This window comes from Streptomyces vilmorinianum, assembly GCF_005517195.1.
Lineage (GTDB): Bacteria > Actinomycetota > Actinomycetes > Streptomycetales > Streptomycetaceae > Streptomyces > Streptomyces vilmorinianum.
The window spans coordinates 1,088,345-1,110,788 of sequence record NZ_CP040244.1 but is presented as its reverse complement, the minus strand read 5'-3'; the positions used below and the strand labels follow the sequence as shown (position 1 = coordinate 1,110,788).

Sequence of the window (22,444 nt, the reverse complement as noted above, 5' to 3'; positions counted from 1 at the left end):
GCTCAGTGCGGGACGGACACCACCACCGTCTTGCCGGCCTTGTCGTGCAGGCCCTGCTTGTAGGGCTTGTCGACCAGGATCAGGATCAGCAGGAGCAGCGGCCACAGGCAGGCGCAGCAGATCAGCGTGGGCAGCCAGAGCACGACGGCGCGGATCAGCGAGGCGTTCATCGGCGGCGTGGTGCCGTCGTTGAGCATCGCGACCCGCAGCTTCATCATCTTCTTGCCGAGCGTCTGGCCGTTCTTCGCCGTCATCACGGTGTCGTAGGCGACGTACGCGACGATGGTGATGAGCTGGAAGACGAGACCGGTGCCCGTGCTCGTCGCGCTGATGGTGTCACCGAAGTCGTCGCTGTCGGTCGCGCGGTCGTACACGTTGAACGGGATGCCGATGATCGCGAGCGGCACGGCGATGATCAGCCAGTCGACGATCCTCGCGAGGATGCGCTTGCCGGAGTCGGCGAGCGGCGGCATCCCGGCGAGCGGATCCGTACCGCCGTAGCCGCCTCCGCCGCCGTAGGGCTGGGAGCCGTACGGCGGGGGCGGCGGCGGAACGTTGTCGTACGGCGAACCGGACGGTGGCCCTCCCGGTGGCGGGCCCCCCGGCGGCGGACCTTCGGGCGGCGGACCTTCGGGCGGCGGGCCCTCGGGCGGCGGACCCTCGGGCGGCGGGGTGCCGCCGTAGGGAGACCCCGACCCCGACGGCGGCGGCGGCGAGGGTTCCTGCGGCTTCTTGAGGAACGGGTCGTCCTCGGGCGGCTGGCCGGACGTCGGCTGGTCGTTGCTCATGGGGGCAGTGCACCCCGCGGGGCAGGGCCCCGCAACGATTCGCGGCCCGTTCGGGGGACCGCCGAACGGGCCCCGCTAGCCGGCGACGAAGGTGCGGGCCGCCTTGTCGTGCCAGCACTGACGCCAGGGGCGGTCGAAGAGACACCACAGGACGTTGAGGACGCCCAGGACCAGGAGCCCGAGGACGCTGTAGACGAGCCAGCGGCGCAGGGCCGCGCCGAACGACGGCGGCTCGTGCCCCTCGATGTCCTGCACCTGGAGGCCGCAGAGCTTCTTTCCCAGCGTGCGGCCCCACTTGGCGGTGGGCAACGCCTCGTACAGCGCTCCGAGGACGAAGAAGGCGGCGAGCACGATCCCCAACTGGAGGGAGGTGGTGCCGTCCAGGAGCCAGACCTGGACGGTCTCGCCGGTCTGCTTGGCCGCCTCGATCTTGGCGTCGATGTGGTCGAGCGCCTGGGTGACGAAGGGGATGGACGCCCCGGTGGTGAGCGCGCCGAGGACGAGGGTGTCGACGATCCGGGCGAGGAGCCGCTTGCCGAGACCCGCAGGGCGGGCGGCGGCCTGGGCGCGCGCGGCCTGGAGGAACGGGTCCTCGACGGGCGGCTTCCAGGGGAGGACCGGCCGCTCGGCCTCGGCACCGGGGCCGGCCGCGGCGGCCGGGGCGGGCTGGGCGAGCTGGTGGACCTGCTGCGGCCAGGAGGGTGCACCGCCGCCCGGTCCGGTGGTGACGGGCGCGGGCTTGGCCTGGGCGGGCACGTGCGGGAACGACGCCTGGGGGGCCTGGGGCTGTGCGGCCTGTGCCTGGGGCTGTGCCTGTGCCTGTGAGGGCTGCGGGGTCTGCGGGGTCTGTCCGCCGGCTTGGGACTCCCTGAGCGCCTGCGGGCCCTGCGGGGTCTGGGCTCCTTGCGGGGCAGGCGCGCCGCCCTGCGGCGGGAGGGCGCGGATCGTCATGGTGCCCTCCGCCTGCGGCTTCGCCTGGCGTACGCCGGGCAGCGCGCCGCCCGTCGGGTCGGCGGCCGGGGCCGGGGCCGGGGCCGGGGTCACGGGCATCCCGCCGAGCCGGGCCGCCGCCGGGGACGGAGATGGGGAAGGAGAAGGGGACGGGCGGGCCACACGGGGGTCCTGCGCCGGCACCTGCGAGCCGCCGGGGGCCGCGGGCTCCGCCTCCGGCGGCGCGCCCCAGGAGACCTTCTGGTCCCGGTCGCCGCCGAAACCGGTCTGCCGCGAGACGTCCGCCTGCCACGCCGAGGCCGGCTCGGGCTCGGGACGCGCCTCGGGACGCGCCTGAGGGCGCTCCTCGGCGGCCGGCTCCTCGTCCAGGAAAACGGGGCCGGTCTCCTCCACGACCGGGACCACGGGCGCGGGGTTCGGGGCCGGCGCCGGTCCCGCGGGCATCACCCCGGCCGGGGCGGCCGGATGGGCCTCGCCCTCCTTGGGCGCGGGCCGACTCGTCCCGGGCACCCAGGCGCCCCCGTTCCAGTACCGGATGTATCCGGGAATGGACGGGTCCGGGTAGTACCCGGCCTGCGGTACCTCTCCGCCGCCTCCAGGAGGAGTAGCCACTGCCCCGACTCCGTTCCGTCACAACGCTTGTCTCAGGGAGGACAGTAACGAAGAACGACGCCCCGGGAAGAAAGAGGCCACGAGAAACCCGCCTTCGAGCGACATACCCACAGATCCCGCCACGCACCGTCACGCTCAGGCCGACGATCCTCCGGGAAAACTCCCCGAAAAAAACTTCCGCGAAGTCGCGTAATGGATGGCCGCCACCCCGCTCTCTTCCTGTGCGGGCCCACCCGGGGCCCCGTACCGGAGAGGACGGCACACCATGCAGAACACCGAGAACACCGTGGTCGAGCGCGAGCTGGAGCTGAAGCTGGTGCTCTCCCCCGAGCGCAGCATCCCCGTTCCCGCCAAGCTCGTCTACCGCGCCGACGACCCGTACGCCGTGCACATCACGTTCCACGTCGGTTCGGACCACCCCGTCAACTGGACCTTCGCCCGCGAACTGCTCGTCGAGGGCGTCTTCCGGCCGTGCGGCCACGGGGACGTCCGTATCTGGCCGACGAAGGTCGAGGGCCGCAACGTGGTGCTGATGGCCCTCTCCTCCCCCGACGGCGACGCGCTGCTCGAGGCGCCCTCCGCGCAGGTCTCCGCCTGGCTGGAGCGGACCCTGCGCGCCGTTCCGCCGGGCACCGAGTCCGAGCAGCTCGGCATCGACGACGGGCTCGCCGAGCTGCTCGCCACCACCGTCGTGGCCGACGACCTCTGGCTGCGCGACCCGTGGCCGTCGGACGAGTCCCAGGACGGTGAGGTGTGAACGGATGCGGAAAGGGTTCAGAACAGCTTTCCGGGGTTGAGGATCCCCAGCGGGTCGAAGGTCCGCTTGATGCCCCGCTGCAGCTCCACCCCCACCGGTCCCAACTCCCGCTCCAGCCACTCCTTCTTCAGCACGCCCACGCCGTGCTCGCCGGTGATCGTGCCGCCCAGGGCGAGACCGAGCGCCATGATCTCGTCGAAGGACTCCCGCGCCCGCCGCGACTCGTCCTCGTCGGCGTGGTCGAAGCAGACGACGGGGTGGGTGTTGCCGTCGCCCGCGTGCGCGCAGACGCCGATGGTCAGGCCGTACTTCTCGGCGATGGCCGAGGTGCCGTCGAGCATCGCGGCCAGCTTGGTCCGCGGTACGCACACGTCGTCGATCATCGTCGCGGACTTGACCGTCTCCAGGGCGGTCAGGGACAGCCGGCGGGCCTGGAGGAGGAGTTCGGACTCGGCGGCGTCCTCGGCCGGTACGACCTCGGTGGCCCCGGCCGCCGCGCACAGCTCCCCGACGGCGGCCAGATCGGCGGCCGGGTCCAGGGTGTCGAAGGCGCACAGGAGCAGCGCCTCGGTGGTGTCGGGAAGCCCCATGTTCGCGAGCTTGTTGACCGCGCGGACGGTGGTGCCGTCCATGAGCTCGAGCAGCGACGGCGTATGGCCTCGCTCCATGATCGCGCAGACGGCCTCGCAGGCGGCGACCGCGGAGGGGAACTCGGCGGCCAGCGCGAGCTGTACGGGAGGCCGCGGCCGCAGCGCGAGCGTGGCCCCGACGATGATGCCGAGGCTGCCTTCCGAACCGACGAAGAGCCGGGTCAGGTCGTATCCGGCGACGCCCTTGGCGGTGCGCCGGCCGGTGGAGAGCAGCCGCCCGTCGGCGAGGACGACGTCCAGGCCGAGGACGTACTCCGCCGTCACCCCGTACTTCACACAGCACAGGCCCCCGGACGCGGTGCCGATGTTCCCGCCGATGGTGCATGTCTCCCAGCTGGAGGGGTCCGGCGGGTAGTACAGGCCGTGGTCGTTCACCGCCCGGGACAGCACGGCGTTGACGACCCCCGGCTCCACCACGGCGATCCGGTCCACCGGGTTGATCTCCAGGATCCGGTCCATCCTGACCAGGGACAGCACGATGCAGCCGTCCGAGGCGTTCGCGGCGCCGGACAGACCCGTGCGCGCGCCCTGCGGGACGACCGGGACGCGCAGCGCGGTCGCGGTGCGCATGACGTGCTGGACCTGCTCGACGGTGCGCGGGAGCACGACGGCCGCGGGGCTGCCGGAGGGGCAGAAGCTCGCCATGTCGTTGGCGTAGGAGGCGGTGACGTCCGGATCGGTGAGCAGCGCCTCGGCGGGCAGGCCCGCGCGCAGGTCCGCGTGGAGCCGCGTCAGAAGATCGTCCATGCGTCCAGCGTGGCACCCGGGGCCATCGGTGTGAACCCGCCGGAGTGGGCGCTTCGTGTGCTCTTCGTACAGGCGCACAGTGAGCGCCATGAAGACCGAGAACGTGTCGAGGACGGTCCTGGCCTGCGGGGTGGGCGCGGTGATCGCGGCGACGGCGCTGCTGTACGCCCCCGATGTCGCACCCGGCCTGTTCGACGACGGGCCGCCGCCCGCCCCCGGTCCCGCCGCGCGGGCGGTGATCGCGGCGAACGCGGGAGCGCAGGCCTCGCTGCCCGACCTGGCCGCGCTGATCGACGACCGGGAGAAGTGGCTGAAGAAGCATCCGGGTGACGAGACGTCATGGGCGGTCCTGGGAGCGGCGTACACGGAGCGGGGTACGCGGCTCGGCGATGCCACGTACTACCCGAGGGCCGAACAGGCCCTCCAGCGGGCCCTGTCGACGGATCGGCGGAACCTCGACGCGCGGCTCGGCCTCGGCGCGCTGGCGGGGGCCCGTGGTGACTGGAAGTCGGCGCGGAGCTGGGCCGAGGGCGTACGCCAGGACAACCCCGCGCGCTGGTCGACGTACCCGCTGCTGATCGACGCGTACAACGGCCTCGGGGACTACAAGTCCGCCCAGAAGGCGCTGGAGCGGCTGGAGGAGCTGCACACGGGCGGGGCGGTGAGCGCGCGGGCGGCGCAGATGTACCGCAACCGTGGCTGGCGCGAGGACGCGTCGGCGGCGGCGCTCGACGCGGTGGCGCGGGCGGAGACGGGCGCGGAGAAGGCGGCGGCGCTCGCGCGGCTCGGGGATCTGGCGTGGGAGCGGGGCGAGCCGGAGGAGGCGGTGGCGCAGTACGGGACGGCGCTGGGTCTCGTACGGGACCACGGTCCGTCGCTGGCCGGGCGGGCGCGGGCGCTGGCGGCGCTCGGCCGCACGGACGAGGCGGTCCGCGACTACCAGGCGGCGCTGGCGCGGCTGCCGCTGCCGGAGTACGTCCTGGAGGCGGGCGAGCTGTACGAGTCGCTGGGCCTGGACGGGGACGCGCGGAGCCGGTACGAGCTGCTGCGGTCGAGGACGTGGGTCAACGGGGAGGTCGTCCTCGGTCTGTTCGAGGCGGACCACGGCGACGCGGGCGCGGCGGTGCGGCGGCTGAAGGCCGAGTGGGCGCGGGGGCACCGATCGGTGCAGGTCGCGGACGCGCTGGGGTGGGCGCTGCACCGGGCCGGGTCGTCGAAGGAGGCGCTGGAGTACGCGAAGAGGGCGACGGACGAGGGGCTGCGGAGCGCGCTGTTCTCGTACCACCGGGGCGAGATCGAGCGGGCGGTGGAGGAGTACGGTCCGGCCCGCCGTCATCTGGCGGAGGCGCTGCGGATCAACCCGTACTTCTCGCCGCTGCTGGCGCCGAGGGCGCGGGAGGCGGTGGCTGCGCTCGGCGACCCGCCGGACGAACTGCCGAAGGATCTGCGCCGGGAGCCGCCGGAGCCTCCGGCGGCGGCGCCGAAGACGGCGCAGGCGGCGCAGGTGCCGCAGGTGCCGCAGGAACAGAAGCCGTAGACAGCCGGGGCCCCCGCCCCCGAGGTTGTGGGCAGGCGTTCGGCTGGGGGTCCCCCCAGGACGAAGCCATAGGGGGAGGAACGGGTGGGCACAACCCGACGACGGCGCCGCACCCGTGGGCACCGCGGGCACAGGGAGCCTGGGCCCGGCAAGGGCGCCGTCCCGTGTGCCCACCCGTCCCGCCCTGCGGGACAGTTGCCCACACGGGCGGGGTGGCGGGAACGGTCGTGGCGACGGGCCCGGGGCGGTCGCCCCGGGCCCGTCGGCCTTGCCTCGGCGGACTGACTACAGGTTGCCGCGCTTGGCCTGCTCGCGCTCGATCGCCTCGAACAGGGCCTTGAAGTTGCCCTTGCCGAAGCCCATGGAGCCGTGGCGCTCGATCATCTCGAAGAAGACGGTCGGGCGGTCCTGGACCGGCTTGGTGAAGATCTGCAGCAGGTAGCCGTCCTCGTCGCGGTCGACGAGGATCTTCAGCTCGCGCAGGGTCTCGACGGGCACGCGGGTCTCGCCCGCCCACTCGCCGAGGGTGTCGTAGTACGAGTCGGGGGTGTCGAGGAACTGGACGCCCGCGGCCCGCATGGAGCGGACGGTCGCGACGATGTCGTTGGTGGCCAGCGCGATGTGCTGGACGCCGGCGCCGCCGTAGAACTCCAGGTACTCGTCGATCTGCGACTTCTTCTTCGCGATCGCCGGCTCGTTGATCGGGAACTTCACCTTCAGGGTGCCGTCGGCGACGACCTTCGACATCAGCGCCGAGTACTCGGTCGCGATGTCGTCGCCCACGAACTCCTTCATGTTCGTGAAGCCCATGACCTTGTTGTAGAAGGCCACCCACTCGTTCATCTTGCCGAGCTCGACGTTGCCGACGCAGTGGTCGATGGCCTGGAAGGTGCGCTTGGCCGGCGGCTCGACGATCGGGTCGGCGGAGACGAACCCGGGCAGGTACGGGCCGTCGTACTCCTTGCGCTCGACGAGGGTGTGCCGGGTCTGGCCGTACGTCGCGATGGCGGCAAGGACGACAACCCCGTGGTCGTCCTTGACCTCGTACGGCTCGGTGATGCCGGTGGCACCGTGCTCGACGGCGTAGGCGTACGCGGCGCGCGCGTCCGGCACCTCGATCGCCAGGTCGACGACACCGTCGCCGTGCTCGGCGACGTGCTCGGCCAGGAAGCGGCCCCAGTCGGTGGAGGCCTTGATGACGGAGGTGAACACGAAGCGGGCGGCGCCGTTCGTCAGGACGTAACTGGCGGTCTCGCGGCTGCCGTTCTCCGGTCCGGAGTACGCGACGAGCTTCATGCCGAAGGCCGTGGAGTAGTAGTGCGCGGCCTGCTTGGCATTGCCGACCGCGAAGACGACCGCGTCCATTCCCTTCACGGGGAAGGGGTCGGCCTGCCGCGCGGTGGAGGGCGTGGGATCGATAGTCATCGAGTTATCTGCCATAGCGGCAGAGTCCCGCCGATCGGCAGGCTGCGCAATAGTTGGCCGTAGGGCTGGGCAATCTGCACAGCGACCGGCCAGTATGGTCGGGCGACTTGTACATGATGACCATCAGGAGGACGCTGTGGCGATCGATCATCTGGACGGCCGGCTGATCGTGCTGCTCGCCCAGGAGCCGCGGATCGGGGTCCTGGAGGCCTCCCGCCGGCTCGGCGTGGCGCGCGGCACGGTCCAGGCCCGCCTGGACCGCCTCCAGGCGAACGGGGTCATCCGCGGTTTCGGCCCGCAGGTCGACCCGGCGGCGCTCGGCTACCCCGTGACCGCCTTCGCGACCCTGGAGATCAAGCAGGGCCAGGGCGCGGACGTACGGGGGCACCTGGCGACCGTGCCCGAGGTTCTCGAACTGCACACGACCACCGGCCACGGGGACATGCTCTGCCGTCTGGTCGCCCGCTCCAACGCGGACCTCCAGCGGGTGATCGACCGGGTCGTCGGTTTCGAGGGGATCGTGCGGGCCTCGACGGCGATCGTGATGGAGAACCCCGTACCGCTGCGGATCATCCCGCTGGTGGAGCAGGCGGCGGAGGACGTCGACTGAGTTCCCGGAGAACCAGCTCCGCAGGGCCAGCTCCGGAGGGCCAGCTCCGAAGGACCGCCGAAGGGCCGCCGAAGGGCCAGTTGCAAAGAATCCGTTGCAAGGACTTCTTTGCAAGTCTAGGCTCGGCCCATGCCCGCACCCGAGGAACGCGTCAGCCGCACACTCGACCCGCGCTCGCTGCGCGGGCTCGCACACCCGCTCCGTATCCAGCTGCTGCGCGCCCTGCGCCACCACGGACCCGCCACCGCCTCCCAACTGGCCGAGCGGCTCGGCGAGTCCAGCGGCGCGACCAGCTACCACCTGCGCCAGCTCGCCGCGCACGGCTTCGTCGAGGACGACCCGACCCGGGGCAAGGGCCGGGAACGGTGGTGGAAGGCGGCCCAGCAGGGCACGGCCGTCGACGAGTCGCTGCACCGGAACGCGGACCCCGAGGTCCGGGGCGCCATGGAGGTGTACCTGCACGAGATCGCGACCATCCACACCCAGGAGCTGAACACCTGGCTCGGCACCCGCCACGACTGGGACGCGGTCTGGGCCGGCGCCACCGACATGAGCGACTTCACGCTGCGCCTGCCGCCCGAGCGGCTGCGCGAGCTCAACGCCGAGATCCACGAGCTGATCAACAGCTACCACGAGAGCGCCGACCCCGACGCGCCGGGCGCCGCCCGCGTACGGATGCACCTGCACGCGTTCCCCCAGCACGAGGACTGACGGAAGGGATCACGAATCCATGCACCCCGACATCCACCTTCATCTCCACCACCTCGACGCGGCCGAACTCCACCGGTCGGCGGCGGAGTCCCTGCCGCGCACCCCGCTCCGTACCCAGGTCGGCTGGGCGCTGGTCACGTTAGGACTGCGCCTGGCCGTCCCCGCCTCGCCCGGCTCGCCCGGTCCGATCGCACGCGTCGCGTGAGCGCGCCGGGGGGACGCGCTCCACTGGCCAGCGTCCTGGCCGCCAACGCCATCTCCGTCACCGGCAATTCGCTCACCCTCATCGGCGTCCCGTGGTTCGCGCTCGACACCACGGGCAGCCCCGGCAAGGCGGGCCTGGTCGCCTTCTGCGCGGCCGCCCCCGTCGTCGTCTCCGCGATCGCCGGTGGCCCGGTCATCGACCGGATCGGGCGCCGCCGCGTCAGCGTCGTCTCCGATGTCGTCTGCGCCCTCGCGCTGGCCGCGATCCCGCTCCTGCACCGCGCGGGAGTGCTCGAGTTCTGGATGCTGTGCGCGCTGATGGCGGTGACCGGCCTCTTCCACGCCCCCGGCGAGACCGCCCGCCATGTGCTCGTCCCCGACCTGGCCCGCCGTGCGGGAACCCCGCTCCCCCGGGCGGCGAGCCTGTACGACGCCGTCTCGCGCGGCGCCCGGATGGCGGGCGCCGCCCTCGCCGGCGTGCTCGTGGCCCTCGTCGGCGCCGACACCGTGCTGTACGTGGACGCGGTCACCTTCGGGCTCTCCGCGCTGCTCGTCCTGGCGGGCCTGCGCCGGCTGCACGCCGCCGATCCGGTGCGGGGCGCCGAGCCCCTCTCCCTGGCCGGCTACCGGGCCGATCTGCGCGAGGGGTACGCGTTCGTGTTCCGTACCCGTCTGCTGCTGGCCACCATGGTCATGGTGATGATCACCAACGGGCTGAGCCAGAGCTGGAGCGCGGTCCTCCTTCCGGTCCACGCGCGGGAGGAGCTGGGCGGTCCGGCCGCCCAGGGTCTGCTCCACGCGGTCTTCGGCGGCTGCGCGCTCGCGGGTGCGCTGCTGTACGGGGCGGTCGGTCACCGCTTCCCGCGGCGGGCGGTCTTCACGGCAGGGTTTCTGCTCTGCGGCGCGCCGCCGTACGTGGTGGCCGCGTTGACGGGGACGGTGGCGCCGCTGCTCGTGACGATGGCGGCGGCCGGCTTCGGGGCCGGGGTGCTCAACCCGATCCTCACCACGGTCTTCTACGAGACCGTCCCCGAGAAGCTGCGCAGCCGCGTGGGCGGCGCGAGCACGGCCGGGGTGCTCCTGGCCACCCCGATCGGCGGGCTCGCGGCCGGATTCCTGGTCGAGCGGGCGGGGCTGACGGCCACGCTGCTCACGCTCGGCGGGGTCTACTTCCTGGCCACGCTCGCGCCGGTGGTCTTCCCCTCCTGGCGCGGGATGGACGCGGCCGCTCCGAAGGCCGAGCAGATCAGCAGCTCGGAACCTTCGCCTCCTGCCCCCGTTCCAGCGCCCGGAGCGACGACACCGCGTCGCTGAGCGTGGAGACCGGGATCAGCCGCATCCCCTTCGGCAGCTCCGCCTGCGCGTCGGAGCACTCCGCCCTCGGTACGAGGAAGACGCTCGCCCCGTCACGCCCGGCGGCCTGGGTCTTCAGGGAGACCCCGCCGACGGCGCCGACCGTGCCGTCGGCCTCGATCGTTCCCGTACCGGCGACGGTCCGGCCGCCGGTGAGGTCGCCGCCCGAGCCGTCGCCGTCGAGCTTGTCGACGATCCCGAGGGAGAACAGGAACCCGGCGCTCGGCCCGCCGATGTCGGCGAGGTGGAGCGTGACGTCGACGTCCTTCGGGTCCAGCTTCAGATAGCCGAGCGCGGCCAGGGTGGCGGCGTCCTGCGACTCCTTCATCTGGCCGAGGTTGTACTTCTCCACCTCGGCGTCCGACTTCCCCGGGGGGTAGACGGAGTCGCGCGGCAGGACGGCCTGGTCGGTACGGAACCAGGCGTCGGCGACGTCCGCGAAGTCGTTGTCCACGCTGGGGCCGGTGGCCACGATGGTGGTCATCAGCAGCTTCCCCTCCGTCTCACGGACGGGAGCGCCGCTGATCGTGATCACCGGGCGCCCCTTGACCACACCGAGCACATCGGCGGTCGTGCCGGGCGATGCGATGGCGTACGGCAGCGGCGCGAGCCCGACGACGGCGAAGAGCGCGGCGACGGGCAGGGCGCAGAGCGCGAGCGCACGGTTGCGCGTGAGACGCGTGAGACTGGAGAGCACGCCCCCAATCTACTGGGCGGCCGCCGGCAGCCGACGGCGGAAGAACGACCGGACCTGGTGGCGCACCGCACGCACGGCCGTCTCCGGTTCGATCGCGCCGACCAGGCCGACCCGGTCGGCGGTGGTCATCAGGCCGGCGGCGTGGAGCTGCGGCCCCAGGGCGGCGTAGTCCGTGAACACCCAGTGGTCCGCGTCGTCGAGCTGCCGTCGGCGGACACGGCCCCCGGGGTGGGCGAGCAGCGCGCCCCAGGAGCGGTCGAGGCGGGCGTCGCGGAAGCCGTCGGTGCCGAGCAGGAGCAGCGGCCGGTCGACGCCGTCCCGGGCCACCGGGAAGAGTTCGCCGTCCACCTGGTCGAGGTAGCCCTCCAGGTTCACGGCGGCGGCGATGCGCCGGTCGTCGTACAGGGTCTGCGCGGCGGTGGCGCCGCCGGCCGAGTGCCCGTAGATCCCGACCCGCGTCAGGTCCAGGGCGCGGCCGAGGGGGCCTGGCAGCGCTTCGAGCCGGTCGAGGACGAACCGTACGTCGGCGAGGCGGGTGTCGATCATGGTGCGGAACTGCTCGGCGTCGGGCGGCAGGGTGAAGACGGTGTGGCGCACCTTGTCGCGCCCCGGCCGCGCGGCGGGGAAGTCCACCTCGCTCGCGTCCCCCGGGTGGTCGACGGTGACGACGACCCAGCCGTGGCTCGCCAGCTCCTCGGCGAGCGAGGTGCCCATGGTGCGGGCGTCGCCGCCGCCGGGGCTGTAGAGCAGCACGGGCCAGGGGCCGGGTGCGACGGGGGCGCCCGGGTGGGTGTGGGTGAGGGTGGCCGCCCAGTCGACGCCGGCCCGGGGCAGCCCTCGGCGGATCTCGGGGCCGAGGAAGGTGAAGAGTTCCGCGGCGTCCGGGGTCAGCTGCGGGGCGCGCGGATATCCGCGGACGGTCCGGGCCGGGTGGAGGACGGTGACCATGACCTCCCGTACACCGATCGCGGGCTCCCAGGGGTCGTTGCGGGAGGGGTCGACCAGGTGGAGGGTCGTGCCGCCGATCTTGTACGGGCCGGTGGGCGCGGGCAGCCGGAGGACGAGGTCGCCCGGTGTGGCGGCCCGGGCCGCGGCCGGGGCGAGGGCGAGGGAGGCGGCGGCGAGGAGGCCGGCCTTGGTGACGGTCCGTCGGTTCATGGGAGAAGGTGTCATGCGGACAGGCTGACGCCGGGCAGGGGCCCGCGGCGAAGGTTGAGGCTGTGATCGAAAGGCTTGCGAGGAGTGCGGTGATACGGATCCGTTTCGCGGCGGAGGACTTCGCCCGGGTGCGGTTCGCCGCCAGGCCGGCGCCGGTGCAGGAGCTGAACGCGGCCTTCATGATGATGTTCCGCGGCGGCGACGAACCGCTCTTCGGCCGCTGGCGACGGCGGGTCACGCGCTCCCTGCCGGACGCCGTGGAGCCGCTCGGGGATCTCGTACCGGCGGGCGATCCCCCGCTCTTCCTCGACGTGCTCGGCGAGACGCTGACGGAGGGCCTCGACCTGATGGCCGCGGCCCCGCCGGAGCTGGTCCGGACGGAGCTGGAGCGGGTGTACGCGGGCCGTCCGTCGCCCGCGTGGATCCGCGGCCTCCACCGGGGCGGGACGGACGCGTGGCGGATCCTGCACCGGGCCCAGCGGACGGCGTTCGAGACGGTCCTGGCCCCGGTGTGGCCGCTGGTCCAGGACCTGCACCGGGCGGAGTTCACCCGGCACGCCCTGACGGTCGCCGAGCACGGCGTCGGCGCGGCCCTGCCCGCCCTGGTCCCCGGCACCCGGCTGCACGAGGGCGTCTGGGAGTGGGCGGCGCCGGTCGAGCGGGAGATCACGCTCGCCGGGCGGGGCCTCGTCCTGCTGCCCACCTTCCACTGGACGGGCCACCCGCTCGTCCAGGACCTGCCGGACCGCCCGGTGGCCGTGACCTATGCGGCGGGCCCGGGCCTGCCGCTCGTCCCGGACGTGACGACCGGCACGGACGCGTCGCTGGCGACGGTCCTGGGCCGCACGCGCCTCGAACTCCTCCGCACCCTCGCCGACGCCCACACGACGACGGCCCTGGCCCGCCGCCTGGGCGTCAGCAACGCGACGGCCTCGGCGCACGCGTCGGCGCTGCGGGGCGCGGGCCTGATCACGACGGCGCGTGCGGGCCGCGCGGTCCTGCACCGCAGAACGGCGCTGGGCGCGCTGCTGGTGGGCGAGCGGGGCTGACGCCGCGTCACCGTTGTGGGCGACTGTTCCTCCCCCTGGGACTTCGTCCTGGGGGACCCCCAGCGGACGATTGCCCACAACAGGGGCGGGCTACCGCAACGCGTCGGCGACTTCCCGTGCCGCGTCGACGACCCTGGGCCCCACCCTCTCCGGCACCGCGTCCGCGAGCATCACCACACCGACGCTGCCCTCCAGCCCCGTGATGCCGACCAGCGGCGCCGCGGCGCCGCTCGCGCCCGCCTCCAGCTCGCCGTGGGTGAGCATGAAGCCGGGGTCGATCAGGCTGCCCTGCCGGGCCGCGAGGATGGCGCGGCCCGCGGCGCCCCGGTCCAGCGGGTGCCGGAAACCGGCGCGGTAGGCCACGTGGTAGTCGGTCCAGGTCGGTTCGACGACCGCGACCGCCAGCGCCTCCGCCCCGTCGACGAGGGTCAGATGGGCGGTCGCCCCTATGTCCTCGGCGAGCGAGCGCAGCGCGGGCAGCGCCGCCTCCCGTACCAGCGGATGGACCTGGCGGCCCAGCCGCAGCACGCCGAGCCCGACCCGGGCGCGGCCGCCCAGGTCACGCCGTACGAGCGCGTGCTGTTCGAGTGTCGCGAGCAGACGGTAGACGACGGTCCTGTTGACCCCGAGTTTGTTGGACAACTCGGTGACGGTCAGGCCGTGGTCCGTGTCGGCGAGCAGTTTGAGGACTCTGAGTCCCCTGTCGAGCGTCTGGGAGGTTTCCGCGGTCACGACGCCCTCTCCTTCGGAGTGAGTGACGGCGGTCCTTCAAACGAGAGCTGCGACACCGGTCCCGTCGGCGACGCACGTCAGAGGCCGCCGGCAGGCCATGCGCACCGGCTGCGCTCCGCGGCGGCGCTGCCACGGGGCGTTTGCATTGCGGGGGACAGTAGCGATCCACTCCGCTCAGCGGAAGACCTCGTCCAGAATCCGGGCGCGAGCGACCTGATACGGCCGGTTCGCGACGAAAGTCGGACGGGCGGTGGACTTTGACGGACAAGATCGGCTTTGTCGACCCGGGTTGGGGACACGCGCAAGGCCCGTACGCGAAGGAACGCGTACGGGCCTCTCACCCAGGACCGGCCAGCGGACTCACCGCATCCGGGTGGCCCACTCCTGCACCTTCTTGATCCGCTCGCGGATCTGCCCGGCCGTCGCCTCCGCGCTCGGCGGTCCGCCGCACACCCGCCGCAGCTCGGTGTGGATGACGCCGTGCGGCTTGCCGCTCTGGTGGACGTACGCGCCGACCATGGTGTTGAGCTGCTTCCGCAGCTCGAGCAGCTCCTTGTGCGAAACGACAGGCCGCCGCTCGGCCGGAAGCTCCAGCAGATCCGCCTCGCTGTCGGGCTTCTTGCGGCTGTGCGCGATCTGGCGGGCCTGCCGCTTCTGGAGGAGCAGCTGCACCTGGTCGGGTTCGAGGAGCCCGGGGATCCCGAGGTAGTCCTGCTCCTCCTCGCTGCCCGGGTGGGCCTGCATCCCGAACTCGGCGCTGTTGTACAGCACGCGGTCGAAGACGGCGTCGGACTCCAGGGCCTCGAAGGGCAGCATGTCCTGCTCGCCGGTGTCCTCGTCCTGCTGCCGCTCGGCCTCCGCCATCTCCTTCTCGGACTCGGCGTACGGGTCCTCCTCGCCGTCCTTCTTCGGCTTGTCGAGGACGTGGTCGCGCTCGACCTCCATCTCGTTGGCGAAGCCGAGGAGGCTGGGGATCGTGGGAAGGAACACGGAGGCGGTCTCGCCGCGCCTGCGCGAACGTACGAAACGGCCGACGGCCTGCGCGAAGAAGAGGGGGGTGGAGATCGTGGTCGCGTAGACGCCGACGGAGAGGCGGGGAACGTCGACGCCCTCGGACACCATGCGGACGGCGACCATCCAGCGGTCGTTGTTCTCGCTGAACTCGTCGATGCGGTTCGAGGCGCCGGCGTCGTCGGAGAGGACGACGGTGGCCTTGGTGCCGGTGATCTCGCGGATCAGCTTGGCGTACGCGCGGGCCGAGTCCTGGTCGGAGGCGATGACGAGGCCGCCCGCGTCGGGGATGGACTTGCGGACCTCGGTCAGCCGCTGGTCGGCGGCGCGCAGGACGTTCGGCATCCAGTCGCCGCGGGGGTCGAGGGCGGTGCGCCAGGCCTGGGAGATCGCGTCCTTGGTCATGGGCTCGCCGAGACGGGCGGCGATCTCGTCACCGGCCTTGGTCCGCCAGCGCATGTTGCCGCTGTAGGAGAGGAAGATGACGGGCCGGACGACACCGTCGCCGAGGGCGTTTCCGTAGCCGTACGTATAGTCCGCCGACGACCGCCGGATGCCGTCGTTCCCCTCCTCGTACGTGACGAACGGAATGGGGTTCGTGTCGGAGCGGAAGGGCGTACCGGTCAGGGCGAGCCGGCGCGTCGCCGGGTCGAAGGCCTCCAGGCAGGCCTCGCCCCAGGACTTGGAGTCACCGGCGTGGTGGATCTCGTCGAGGATGACCAGGGTCTTGCGCTGCTCGCAGCGGTTGCGGTGAAGCATGGGCCGTACGCCGACACCGGCGTAGGTGATGGCGACGCCCTGGTACTCCTTGCTGAGCGGCCCGGCGCTGTAATCGGGGTCGAGCTTGATCCCTATCCGGGCCGCCGCGGCGGCCCACTGCTTCTTCAGGTGCTCGGTGGGGGCGACGACCGTGACCTGCTGCACGACGTGGTGGTGCAGCAGCCAGGACGCGAGGGTCAGCGCGAAGGTGGTCTTTCCGGCGCCGGGGGTCGCGACCGCGAGGAAGTCGCGGGGCTGCTCCTGGAGGTACTTCTCCATGGCGCCCTGCTGCCAGGCTCGCAGCTTGTTGGCGGTGCCCCAGGGGGCCCGGCCGGGGAAGGCGGGAGAGAGGTGATGGGAGGAGGTGGCGGTGGTAGTCACGGTCTCCGGTTCGACGCTCGGCCAGATATGACAACCGGGCCACCTTACCGGTGCGGTCGCCGCGACCCGGCCCGGACGAGGCCGTGGCGGGGTCGCGTGAGACCGTCCTCACAGCCCCCTGAGCTGCTCCGCGATGCCCGGAATGTCCCCCAACTCTCCACTGGCCACGTCGATGACCAGGTCGTATGCGGAGTCGTGGTCCACGTCGGCGAGATCGACGCCGTTGACCGCGAGGAAGGTGGCTGCCGAGAGCCAGGCCGCGCGCTTGTTCCCGTCGACGAAGGGGTGGTTCGTGGCGACGGCGTGGAGCAGCGCGGCGGCCTGCTCGTGCAGGTCCGCGTACGCGCTCTGCCCGAACATCCGGGCGCGCGGCCGGTGCACGGCGGACTCCAGGAGCCCAGGCGCTCTCAGCTCCGGAACACCCTCGCCGGCGAAGGCGATCCGGGCGATCCCGGTGACGTCGGCAACGGTGAGGAAACGCGTCCGGCGGTCGGTCGTGGTCATTCGCCGAGCCTCCTCAGCAGGGAGCCGTGCCGCAGCGCCAGGCGCATCGCCTCGTGCCGAACGAGGGTGGCTTCCGTTGACAGAAACCGGGCGATCGCCTCCTGGGCCAACTCCTCCACGGTGACGTTCCGGGCATCGGCAAGGTCGGCGAAGTCGTCGCCGACGGAGACGGTGAGGGTCCTGTGGTTCATGCGTTGACCCTAGGGCCGCGGGCCCACGCGGCCGACAGGTTTTGAGGTCCGACGTTCCGGGCCGCTCAACGCACCCGAAGCCGCGTCGCCACCCACGCCCCCACCGCCGCCACCCCCGCCATCGGCAGGAACACGGCCGCGAACGCCAAGGGGTGCGCGCCGCCCTCGGCGGAGGCGGTCGCGTGGCCCACCGCGCCCCCTCCGAGCGCGGCGAACGCGGCGCCGCCGGCCGCGAGCAGCAGTACGTTCGACAGGCCGTCCGAGATCTGCAGGGCCGCCGAGTTCGCGCCCGCCTCCTCCGGGGCCGAGAGCTTCAGCAGCAGCACGCTCGTCGAGGCGATCACCATGCCCATGCCCAGGCACCCGAACCCCCAGGCCACCGCGACCACCCACACCGGCACGCTCGGCAGCAGCACGCTCGGCGCGGCCGCGATCGACGCCGCGACGAGCACCATGCCGACCACGACGAGCCGTTCCCGGTACGGCTCCGTCCACGGCCGGGACTGGAGGTAGGAGCCGAACGCCCAGGTCGCGCCGCCGACGGCGAGCGAGAGGCCGGCGAGCGTGGGGCTGAGCCCCCGCTGGGTGACGAGCATGAGCGGCACGAACGACTCCGCGGCGATGAAGGACCCCGCCGCGATCCCGCGGAGCAGCACGACGGACGGCAGGCCCCGCGCGGCCCGGTACGTACCGCGCGGCAGCAGCCCGCGTACGGCGGGCACCAGCAGCGCCGCGCCCGCCACCGCCGGAAGCAGGGAGAGCCAGCGCAGCTCCTGCCCCGCGTACTGCAGCAGCCCCGCCCCGGCCGAGATCCCGAGCGCGAGCCGGATCCGCCGCCGGTCGTACGACGGGAGCGGCGCGTCCGGATCGGCGGGCCCGGACGCGGTGCGGCGTATCGCGGGGAGGGCGAGGGCGAGCGGGAAGACGACGAGGACGGGTATCCCGACGAAGACCCAGCGCCACCCCAGGTGCTCGGTGACGGTCCCGGAGGCGAGCGGCCCGATCACCGAGGGCACGACCCAGCTCGCCGCGAACGCGGCCATGATCGCGGGCCGCAGCGCTTCCCTGTACGCCCGGCCGACCACGACGTACAGCGCCACGATCACCAGCCCCCCGCCGAGCCCCTGCACGGCCCGGCCGAGGATGAACAGCCACATGGCACCGGCGGTCCCGGAGAGCAGCAGCCCGGCGGCGAAGGCGGTGATACCGGCGGTGAGCGGGGCGAGGGGCCCGCTGCGGTCGGACCACTGCCCGGACAGGACCATGGCGAAGAGGCTGGTGGTGAAGTACGCGGAGAACGCGAAGGCGTACAGCGGAATCCCGTCCAGCTCCCGCGCCGCGACGGGCATGGCGGTCCCGACGGCGGTCGCCTCGAAGGCGATGAGCAGAACGACGGAGACGATCCCGACACTGAGCGCCCGATGCTCCCGATCGAGCACGGAACCGCCGCCGGTGGGGGCGGCGACGGCGGTGGGCGCGACGTCGGCGTCGCGCGGCTCAAGGGCGCTCATGCCCTTCAGAGTAAGGGGCACGGCTGGAAATGGCCCCTGTCGCAGGAACGGCCCGGGCTCGTTCCTTGGTCGTACGACCGCGGCGCCCGTATGCACTATGAACGCCGTATGGCAGTCGTATTGCACCCCACGCGAAATCCTTGAACCCCGCCGACCGCCCGGCCTACGGTCGTCTCACTGCTCCACACGACCGTGTGCCCGAGTGGCCCCAGGGACTCGCCCGCGCACCGACCTGGCGCCGAGAGCCGGGGGCCACCCCCGGCCGCTCGCATCGTGGAATCGGTCAACTGCGGCACGCCGCCGAGGTGTTACCGATCTTCCCTCGGCGGGCGACCTTCGCAGTAGTCACCGGCTGCATCGTGAGAACCGATCACTCGGCTTGGCCGGTCACCCGCCCCTGCTCTCGGTTCCAGAGGCACGTCTTCAGCGCAGCGACGCGCCCCGAGCTCTTGCCGTCGCCGAAAGCCCGTGCTGCACGCTACGCCGCCGACAGCGCGACGGCGAGAGCCCCCTTGCTGGGCCCCGGCTCAAACATCGGCATCGCTCACTTGGCTTTCAGCACTGGCTCTTCGGGGAGCCCCGCGTTGTTCTCGCAGCCCAGCTCCTTGACAATGGCTCGGGCCACGGAATGAAGCACGGTGAGGTTGGCCTCGCGCGTGGCGACGGTGTCCGGCGGCCAGGGCTTGTCGAGATCGACTCTCCCTCGGATACGGACAGGTACTTCCTCGGAGCCCTTGAGTCGCGGACTCACGCATTCCAGGAACAGATACGCCCTCTTGAACCCCGCGTGCGCCTCACGCCCCATCCCCTCGTAGGGGTACATGTTGATCACGCGCCCCTCGCCGATCAGGTCACTGGGGTCGTAGAGACCGAAGTCGATGTCGAGCGCGGCACGCCCGCTCTCCGCCCGCACCCTGCACATATAGGAATGCGTCGACCAACGCTTGCCGTTCGCGTAGTCCGAGGTCAACTCCTCCACGGCACGCCCGACTCCGCCCGTCGCCATGTTCCTGAATCTCTCGGTCCGCAGAACGGTGGGCAGCGCCTTGGCTGCCTCGGGCGAGAGAATGCCGTCGCACTGCTGGATGGCGGTGACGCGCTCCTCCTCCTTCTGCTGCTCCTCGCCGCCACCGCAGGCGGTGAGGAGAGAACAGGAGACCAGCCCCGCGGTGATGGGCTTGAGCATTCGTCCCATGACGCTCTTTGCGCCCTGTCCATTGATCATTCTGTCACCGGGGCGTTGCCTGTCTGCCTCGCGTGGTCGTTACCCAACCCGTAGCCGCCGTCCACGGACTCGATGAGGTTCTGCCTGAAGTTGCCGCTCACCTGGGAGCGGTGCTCCATGACGAAGCGCTCCATGGGCGACTCGGCACTGCACCTGCCCGCCTCGTACAGAGCCTTGTTGTCCTCGTGGATCTTCTCCTCGGTGGCACCCTTGTGGTCGTCCACGGACTTCTCGGTCCAGTCGCCGATCACCTGACCCGCCAGCTGCTCCATGACGCCGGCGCCCGTGTCGACCGCGAGCGGCACGAGGACGGCACCGACACCGGCGGCGGGCGCGGCGATGGGAAGAAAGGCGACACCGGCCGCGACGGCGGTCCCGGCGCCCAGCTCCACCCATGCCGCCTTCTCCGCCTGCGCCTTCTCGTAGTCCTCGTGCGCCTTGATGCCCTCGGCCTCGACCTGACGGGCCCGTGATTCGTCCAGCAGTCCTTGGAGGGTGGCGCCTGTGCGCACGGCTTCTCGGGCGCTATCTTCGCGGATCCGCCCGTCGGATCCCACCTGCGCCTCCAGCACGCTGGTGGTGTAGAGGCGCTCGGCCGTGGAGACGGTGGCGTACGCGTCCGGGTGCTGGCCCAGGGTGCTCAGGAAGTCGACCGCCTGCTCTCGTCCGAACTCCGGGTGCGCCTCCCTGTTGCCGGAGGGCGTGTAGACGTTCTCCGGATTGTTCTTGGTCAGGGCCCAGTTGAGGTCGTCGATGTAGCCGGCGGCCATGTTGCCGAGGCTGTCCGCCATGGTGGACTGGTGTTTCTTGAGTAGCTCGGCATCGCCTCCGTACGTCTCGACGACCTGAGACATGATCCCGGCCGTTGTCGCGTCGCGGTTGAGCTGGGGCCTGGGGTCGTCCCAAGCGTGGCCGAGCGTGGCGGCCTCCAGCGCGTGGCCGAGCGCGTCGGGCATGAAACCCTTCGACCTCTCGCCGTCACGGTCCCACCCGTTGATGTCGTGGAAGGACTCGTACTTGTCGTTGGCGAAGAAATCGAGATAGTTGTCGATCTCCTCACCGTTCTTGTCCTTACCGAGGTCGAGCGTGCCGCCGGCGCTTCCGTCCTTGTCGTACGACGTCGGCTCATCGGAGAAGAACTGCTTAGCGGCCTCCGGGCTGTGACCGAGCGCCTCCAGCATCGGGATCACCGGGTCGAAGCCGTAGCCGTTGACACCGGACGGGTTGTACTGGCTCTGCACCCAGGCACCGATCACGGGCCGGTCAGGCTTGAAAAGGTGCGGCTCCTTGGCGTGCAGCTGGGTCACATGCTCGGCAATGGGCACCAGGAACTTGGGATCGTAGTTTCCGTACCGCATGATGCCGCCGAGCAGCTGATAGCCGAACGCCGAGCTGCTGTCGTTCCTGACGAGCGGAACGCGCTCGGTGCCCAACTTCCGCATCTCAGTCGACCAGTGCTCGGTCCACTGGTCGCCGCCCTGCGTGGCGGTGGCGAGGTTGAGGCCCAGGTTCCTCTGCAGCGCCTGGACGTCTTCCAGACGCTGCTTATCCAGCGTCAGGGTGTTTTCGACGTAGGTGTCGGTGGAGAGCTGGCCGAAGAACTCCAACGCGCCCTTCGGGCCGAGGCCGTTGTAGAACGTCCTGGAGAAGTCCTTCGACGAGCTGTTGTCCTTGAGGAGCTCGTTCAGCCTCTCCAGCTCCTCGTGGGAGATGTCCCGGCCCTTCTTGGCCAAGTCGAGTGCGCGCTGCGCCTCTTCGGCGTCGAGGCTTGCGTACCTCGGGGCGCTGAAGTCGTGCTCGGCGCCCGTGATGTTGGCCTTGAGCGCGTTGGAGCAGGCCACATCGGCGTCGTCGCAGGTCTCCACGACGGCATCGATCCGCTGTTGCAGCGCGGCGATCGCCTCGCGTTCCCTGCGCACCAGATCGGGGTAGTCGGGATCGTGCCGGAGCCCAGGGTCCTTGATCGACGTGACCGGGTTCCGAGCCTCGACCCTGCCGGTCACCATCACGACCAGGCCCTGTGCGGGAGCTTCGGTCTCGACGAGCTTCCTGAGGTCGTCCTGTGCCTTCTTGAAGGCGTTGTACGCGTCCTCGAGGATCTTGTGGATGCCGCCGGCCGCCTTGGCCGCGTCATCGAACTCCTTCGCGGTCCTGTCCACGAACGGCTTCGTGACCTCGGCGTTCACGCCCCGCCAATAGTCGTCCTTGGCCTTGGCCGCCATGGTCGTACGGGCGTCCTCGGCCAGCTTGTCCAGCTTTCCCTTCATCTGCGACCAGTCGTCGGCCGCGGCCTTCATCCTGGCGAGCGGGGCCCGATAGACGTTGTCGAAAGTCAGCACGGCTGCGCCCCGTCCTACGTGAAGTACCGGCTGATCGCGGAGGTGGTGAGAGCGGTCCTGATCTCTTGATCATCCCTGGCGTGCTGCGCCGCGCTGTAGTCCAGGTGGTTGGAGACGTGCGCGCAGGCGTCCAGCAGTGTGCCCAGCTGGGAGCTCCATGTCTCCTGCACCGTCTTCATCGCCGCCCCCGTACGAAAGCCGGTGCTGGACATGGCGGTGGCGGCTTCCTCCGTGGTCGTCCGAGCGTGGTTTCCGTCCTTCACGAGCCGGCCGTGGAGGGAGTAAGCCGCATTGCCGATCGCGCCGAGCTTGTCCTGATTGACGCTGAGATCCGCATTCCCGCTGCCGCCACCGCCCTCGGCGGGAAGCTGGTTGAGCGTCATGGAGGACGGCTCGCGTTCCATCGCGGTCCTCTTGAGTTCGCCCCACTCGTTCTCGAACGACATTGGTCCCCCTCAACACGCGGCGCCCCTCCCGTCACTCTAACGGTCGGGGCCGCTGCTCTTCGTGTGCAGAGGTACGTCTCAGCCACACAGTGCCGA

General features: G+C 71.6%; 21 protein-coding genes. 7 read left to right on the top strand and 14 right to left on the bottom strand.

The features are described 5' to 3' along the window. Window positions 1–2: 2 nt before the first annotated feature. Window positions 3–788, bottom strand: a complete 786-nt coding sequence (locus FDM97_RS05260; protein WP_137989091.1) for an RDD family protein — start codon at window positions 786–788, stop codon at window positions 3–5. 75 nt (window positions 789–863) lie between these two features. Continuing rightward, entirely contained in the window at window positions 864–2,351 is a 1,488-nt protein-coding gene (locus tag FDM97_RS05255; RefSeq protein ID WP_137989090.1) for an RDD family protein, read from the bottom strand. Between the two features lie 265 nt (window positions 2,352–2,616). Here FDM97_RS05255 and FDM97_RS05250 point away from each other — a divergent pair, with 265 nt between their 5' ends. Further along, complete coding sequence (locus FDM97_RS05250) at window positions 2,617–3,108, top strand: SsgA family sporulation/cell division regulator (protein ID WP_137989089.1); 492 nt, start codon at window positions 2,617–2,619, stop codon at window positions 3,106–3,108. A gap of 17 nt (window positions 3,109–3,125) precedes the next feature. Here FDM97_RS05250 and FDM97_RS05245 read toward each other — a convergent pair whose 3' ends face one another. Next, complete coding sequence (locus tag FDM97_RS05245; protein WP_137989088.1) at window positions 3,126–4,505, bottom strand: FAD-binding oxidoreductase; 1,380 nt, start codon at window positions 4,503–4,505, stop codon at window positions 3,126–3,128. 88 nt (window positions 4,506–4,593) lie between these two features. Between FDM97_RS05245 and FDM97_RS05240 the strand changes: the two genes are divergently transcribed. After that, a complete protein-coding gene (locus tag FDM97_RS05240; RefSeq protein WP_254705510.1) occupies window positions 4,594–6,042 on the top strand; it encodes a tetratricopeptide repeat protein in 1,449 nt (482 codons plus the stop codon). A 285-nt stretch (window positions 6,043–6,327) separates the two neighbouring features. Here FDM97_RS05240 and hppD read toward each other — a convergent pair whose 3' ends face one another. Then, the gene (hppD, locus tag FDM97_RS05235) at window positions 6,328–7,467 is read right to left on the bottom strand and encodes a 4-hydroxyphenylpyruvate dioxygenase (protein ID WP_137989087.1); all 1,140 of its coding nucleotides are present in this window, start codon (window positions 7,465–7,467) and stop codon (window positions 6,328–6,330) included. 136 nt (window positions 7,468–7,603) lie between these two features. Here hppD and FDM97_RS05230 point away from each other — a divergent pair, with 136 nt between their 5' ends. The 4 genes from FDM97_RS05230 to FDM97_RS05215 all read left to right on the top strand — a co-directional run bounded on the left by FDM97_RS05230 (window position 7,604) and on the right by FDM97_RS05215 (window position 10,306). Then, window positions 7,604–8,077, top strand: a complete 474-nt coding sequence (locus FDM97_RS05230) for an Lrp/AsnC family transcriptional regulator (RefSeq protein ID WP_137989086.1) — start codon at window positions 7,604–7,606, stop codon at window positions 8,075–8,077. 129 nt (window positions 8,078–8,206) lie between these two features. Further along, window positions 8,207–8,788 carry an ArsR/SmtB family transcription factor gene (locus tag FDM97_RS05225; RefSeq protein WP_137989085.1) on the top strand — a complete coding sequence of 194 codons (582 nt, stop codon included), beginning with the start codon at window positions 8,207–8,209 and terminating at the stop codon, window positions 8,786–8,788. 19 nt (window positions 8,789–8,807) lie between these two features. After that, window positions 8,808–8,993 carry a hypothetical protein gene (locus tag FDM97_RS05220; protein ID WP_137989084.1) on the top strand — a complete coding sequence of 62 codons (186 nt, stop codon included), beginning with the start codon at window positions 8,808–8,810 and terminating at the stop codon, window positions 8,991–8,993. Beyond that, window positions 8,990–10,306: an MFS transporter gene (locus FDM97_RS05215; RefSeq protein WP_137989083.1), complete on the top strand. Its 1,317-nt coding sequence runs from the start codon at window positions 8,990–8,992 to the stop codon at window positions 10,304–10,306. The genes FDM97_RS05220 and FDM97_RS05215 overlap by 4 nt, the downstream gene beginning before the upstream one ends. On the opposite strand, the gene FDM97_RS05210 is transcribed toward FDM97_RS05215, so the two are convergent. Together FDM97_RS05210 and FDM97_RS05205 are read right to left on the bottom strand one after the other, a co-directional pair. Further along, on the bottom strand, window positions 10,239–11,042 hold the full coding sequence (locus tag FDM97_RS05210) for a S16 family serine protease (protein WP_137989082.1): 804 nt from the start codon (window positions 11,040–11,042) through the stop codon (window positions 10,239–10,241). The two genes, FDM97_RS05215 and FDM97_RS05210, sit on opposite strands and share 68 nt — an antisense overlap. A 9-nt stretch (window positions 11,043–11,051) precedes the next feature. Beyond that, window positions 11,052–12,200 carry an alpha/beta hydrolase family protein gene (locus FDM97_RS05205; RefSeq protein ID WP_254705509.1) on the bottom strand — a complete coding sequence of 383 codons (1,149 nt, stop codon included), beginning with the start codon at window positions 12,198–12,200 and terminating at the stop codon, window positions 11,052–11,054. A gap of 89 nt (window positions 12,201–12,289) precedes the next feature. Here FDM97_RS05205 and FDM97_RS05200 point away from each other — a divergent pair, with 89 nt between their 5' ends. Beyond that, entirely contained in the window at window positions 12,290–13,249 is a 960-nt protein-coding gene (locus FDM97_RS05200) for an ArsR/SmtB family transcription factor (protein WP_137989080.1), read from the top strand. A 90-nt stretch (window positions 13,250–13,339) separates the two neighbouring features. On the opposite strand, the gene FDM97_RS05195 is transcribed toward FDM97_RS05200, so the two are convergent. The 8 genes from FDM97_RS05195 to FDM97_RS05160 all read right to left on the bottom strand — a co-directional run bounded on the left by FDM97_RS05195 (window position 13,340) and on the right by FDM97_RS05160 (window position 22,348). Then, window positions 13,340–13,981 carry an IclR family transcriptional regulator gene (locus FDM97_RS05195; protein WP_137989079.1) on the bottom strand — a complete coding sequence of 214 codons (642 nt, stop codon included), beginning with the start codon at window positions 13,979–13,981 and terminating at the stop codon, window positions 13,340–13,342. A gap of 360 nt (window positions 13,982–14,341) precedes the next feature. Further along, window positions 14,342–16,132 (bottom strand): DEAD/DEAH box helicase, encoded by a 1,791-nt coding sequence (locus FDM97_RS05190; protein WP_137989078.1) that lies wholly within the window; start codon window positions 16,130–16,132, stop codon window positions 14,342–14,344. 108 nt (window positions 16,133–16,240) lie between these two features. Continuing rightward, complete coding sequence (locus tag FDM97_RS05185) at window positions 16,241–16,636, bottom strand: type II toxin-antitoxin system death-on-curing family toxin (protein WP_137989077.1); 396 nt, start codon at window positions 16,634–16,636, stop codon at window positions 16,241–16,243. Continuing rightward, complete coding sequence (locus FDM97_RS05180; RefSeq protein WP_137989076.1) at window positions 16,633–16,827, bottom strand: hypothetical protein; 195 nt, start codon at window positions 16,825–16,827, stop codon at window positions 16,633–16,635. The genes FDM97_RS05185 and FDM97_RS05180 overlap by 4 nt, the downstream gene beginning before the upstream one ends. Before the next feature lie 65 nt (window positions 16,828–16,892). Then, window positions 16,893–18,338 (bottom strand): MFS transporter, encoded by a 1,446-nt coding sequence (locus FDM97_RS05175; protein ID WP_137989075.1) that lies wholly within the window; start codon window positions 18,336–18,338, stop codon window positions 16,893–16,895. A gap of 544 nt (window positions 18,339–18,882) precedes the next feature. Then, window positions 18,883–19,524: a hypothetical protein gene (locus FDM97_RS05170; RefSeq protein WP_137989074.1), complete on the bottom strand. Its 642-nt coding sequence runs from the start codon at window positions 19,522–19,524 to the stop codon at window positions 18,883–18,885. A gap of 35 nt (window positions 19,525–19,559) precedes the next feature. Next, window positions 19,560–21,902, bottom strand: a complete 2,343-nt coding sequence (locus FDM97_RS05165; RefSeq protein WP_137989073.1) for a DUF6571 family protein — start codon at window positions 21,900–21,902, stop codon at window positions 19,560–19,562. A 14-nt stretch (window positions 21,903–21,916) separates the two neighbouring features. Then, window positions 21,917–22,348 carry a hypothetical protein gene (locus tag FDM97_RS05160; RefSeq protein ID WP_137989072.1) on the bottom strand — a complete coding sequence of 144 codons (432 nt, stop codon included), beginning with the start codon at window positions 22,346–22,348 and terminating at the stop codon, window positions 21,917–21,919. Between the last annotated feature and the right edge of the window lie 96 nt (window positions 22,349–22,444).

Excerpts from the sequence above, each read along its gene's own strand:
- FDM97_RS05225 (WP_137989085.1), top strand. The coding sequence starts at position 8,207 with ATGCCCGCACCCGAGGAACGCGTCAGCCGCACACTCGACCCGCGCTCG.
- FDM97_RS05175 (WP_137989075.1), bottom strand. The coding sequence starts at position 18,338 with ATGAGCGCCCTTGAGCCGCGCGACGCCGACGTCGCGCCCACCGCCGTC.
- FDM97_RS05240 (WP_254705510.1), top strand. The coding sequence starts at position 4,594 with ATGAAGACCGAGAACGTGTCGAGGACGGTCCTGGCCTGCGGGGTGGGC.
- FDM97_RS05160 (WP_137989072.1), bottom strand. The coding sequence starts at position 22,348 with ATGTCGTTCGAGAACGAGTGGGGCGAACTCAAGAGGACCGCGATGGAA.
- FDM97_RS05205 (WP_254705509.1), bottom strand. The coding sequence starts at position 12,200 with ATGAACCGACGGACCGTCACCAAGGCCGGCCTCCTCGCCGCCGCCTCC.
- FDM97_RS05220 (WP_137989084.1), top strand. The coding sequence starts at position 8,808 with ATGCACCCCGACATCCACCTTCATCTCCACCACCTCGACGCGGCCGAA.
- FDM97_RS05185 (WP_137989077.1), bottom strand. The coding sequence starts at position 16,636 with ATGACCACGACCGACCGCCGGACGCGTTTCCTCACCGTTGCCGACGTC.
- FDM97_RS05250 (WP_137989089.1), top strand. The coding sequence starts at position 2,617 with ATGCAGAACACCGAGAACACCGTGGTCGAGCGCGAGCTGGAGCTGAAG.
- FDM97_RS05180 (WP_137989076.1), bottom strand. The coding sequence starts at position 16,827 with ATGAACCACAGGACCCTCACCGTCTCCGTCGGCGACGACTTCGCCGAC.
- FDM97_RS05170 (WP_137989074.1), bottom strand. The coding sequence starts at position 19,524 with ATGCTCAAGCCCATCACCGCGGGGCTGGTCTCCTGTTCTCTCCTCACC.
- FDM97_RS05245 (WP_137989088.1), bottom strand. The coding sequence starts at position 4,505 with ATGGACGATCTTCTGACGCGGCTCCACGCGGACCTGCGCGCGGGCCTG.
- FDM97_RS05260 (WP_137989091.1), bottom strand. The coding sequence starts at position 788 with ATGAGCAACGACCAGCCGACGTCCGGCCAGCCGCCCGAGGACGACCCG.
- hppD (WP_137989087.1), bottom strand. The coding sequence starts at position 7,467 with ATGACTATCGATCCCACGCCCTCCACCGCGCGGCAGGCCGACCCCTTC.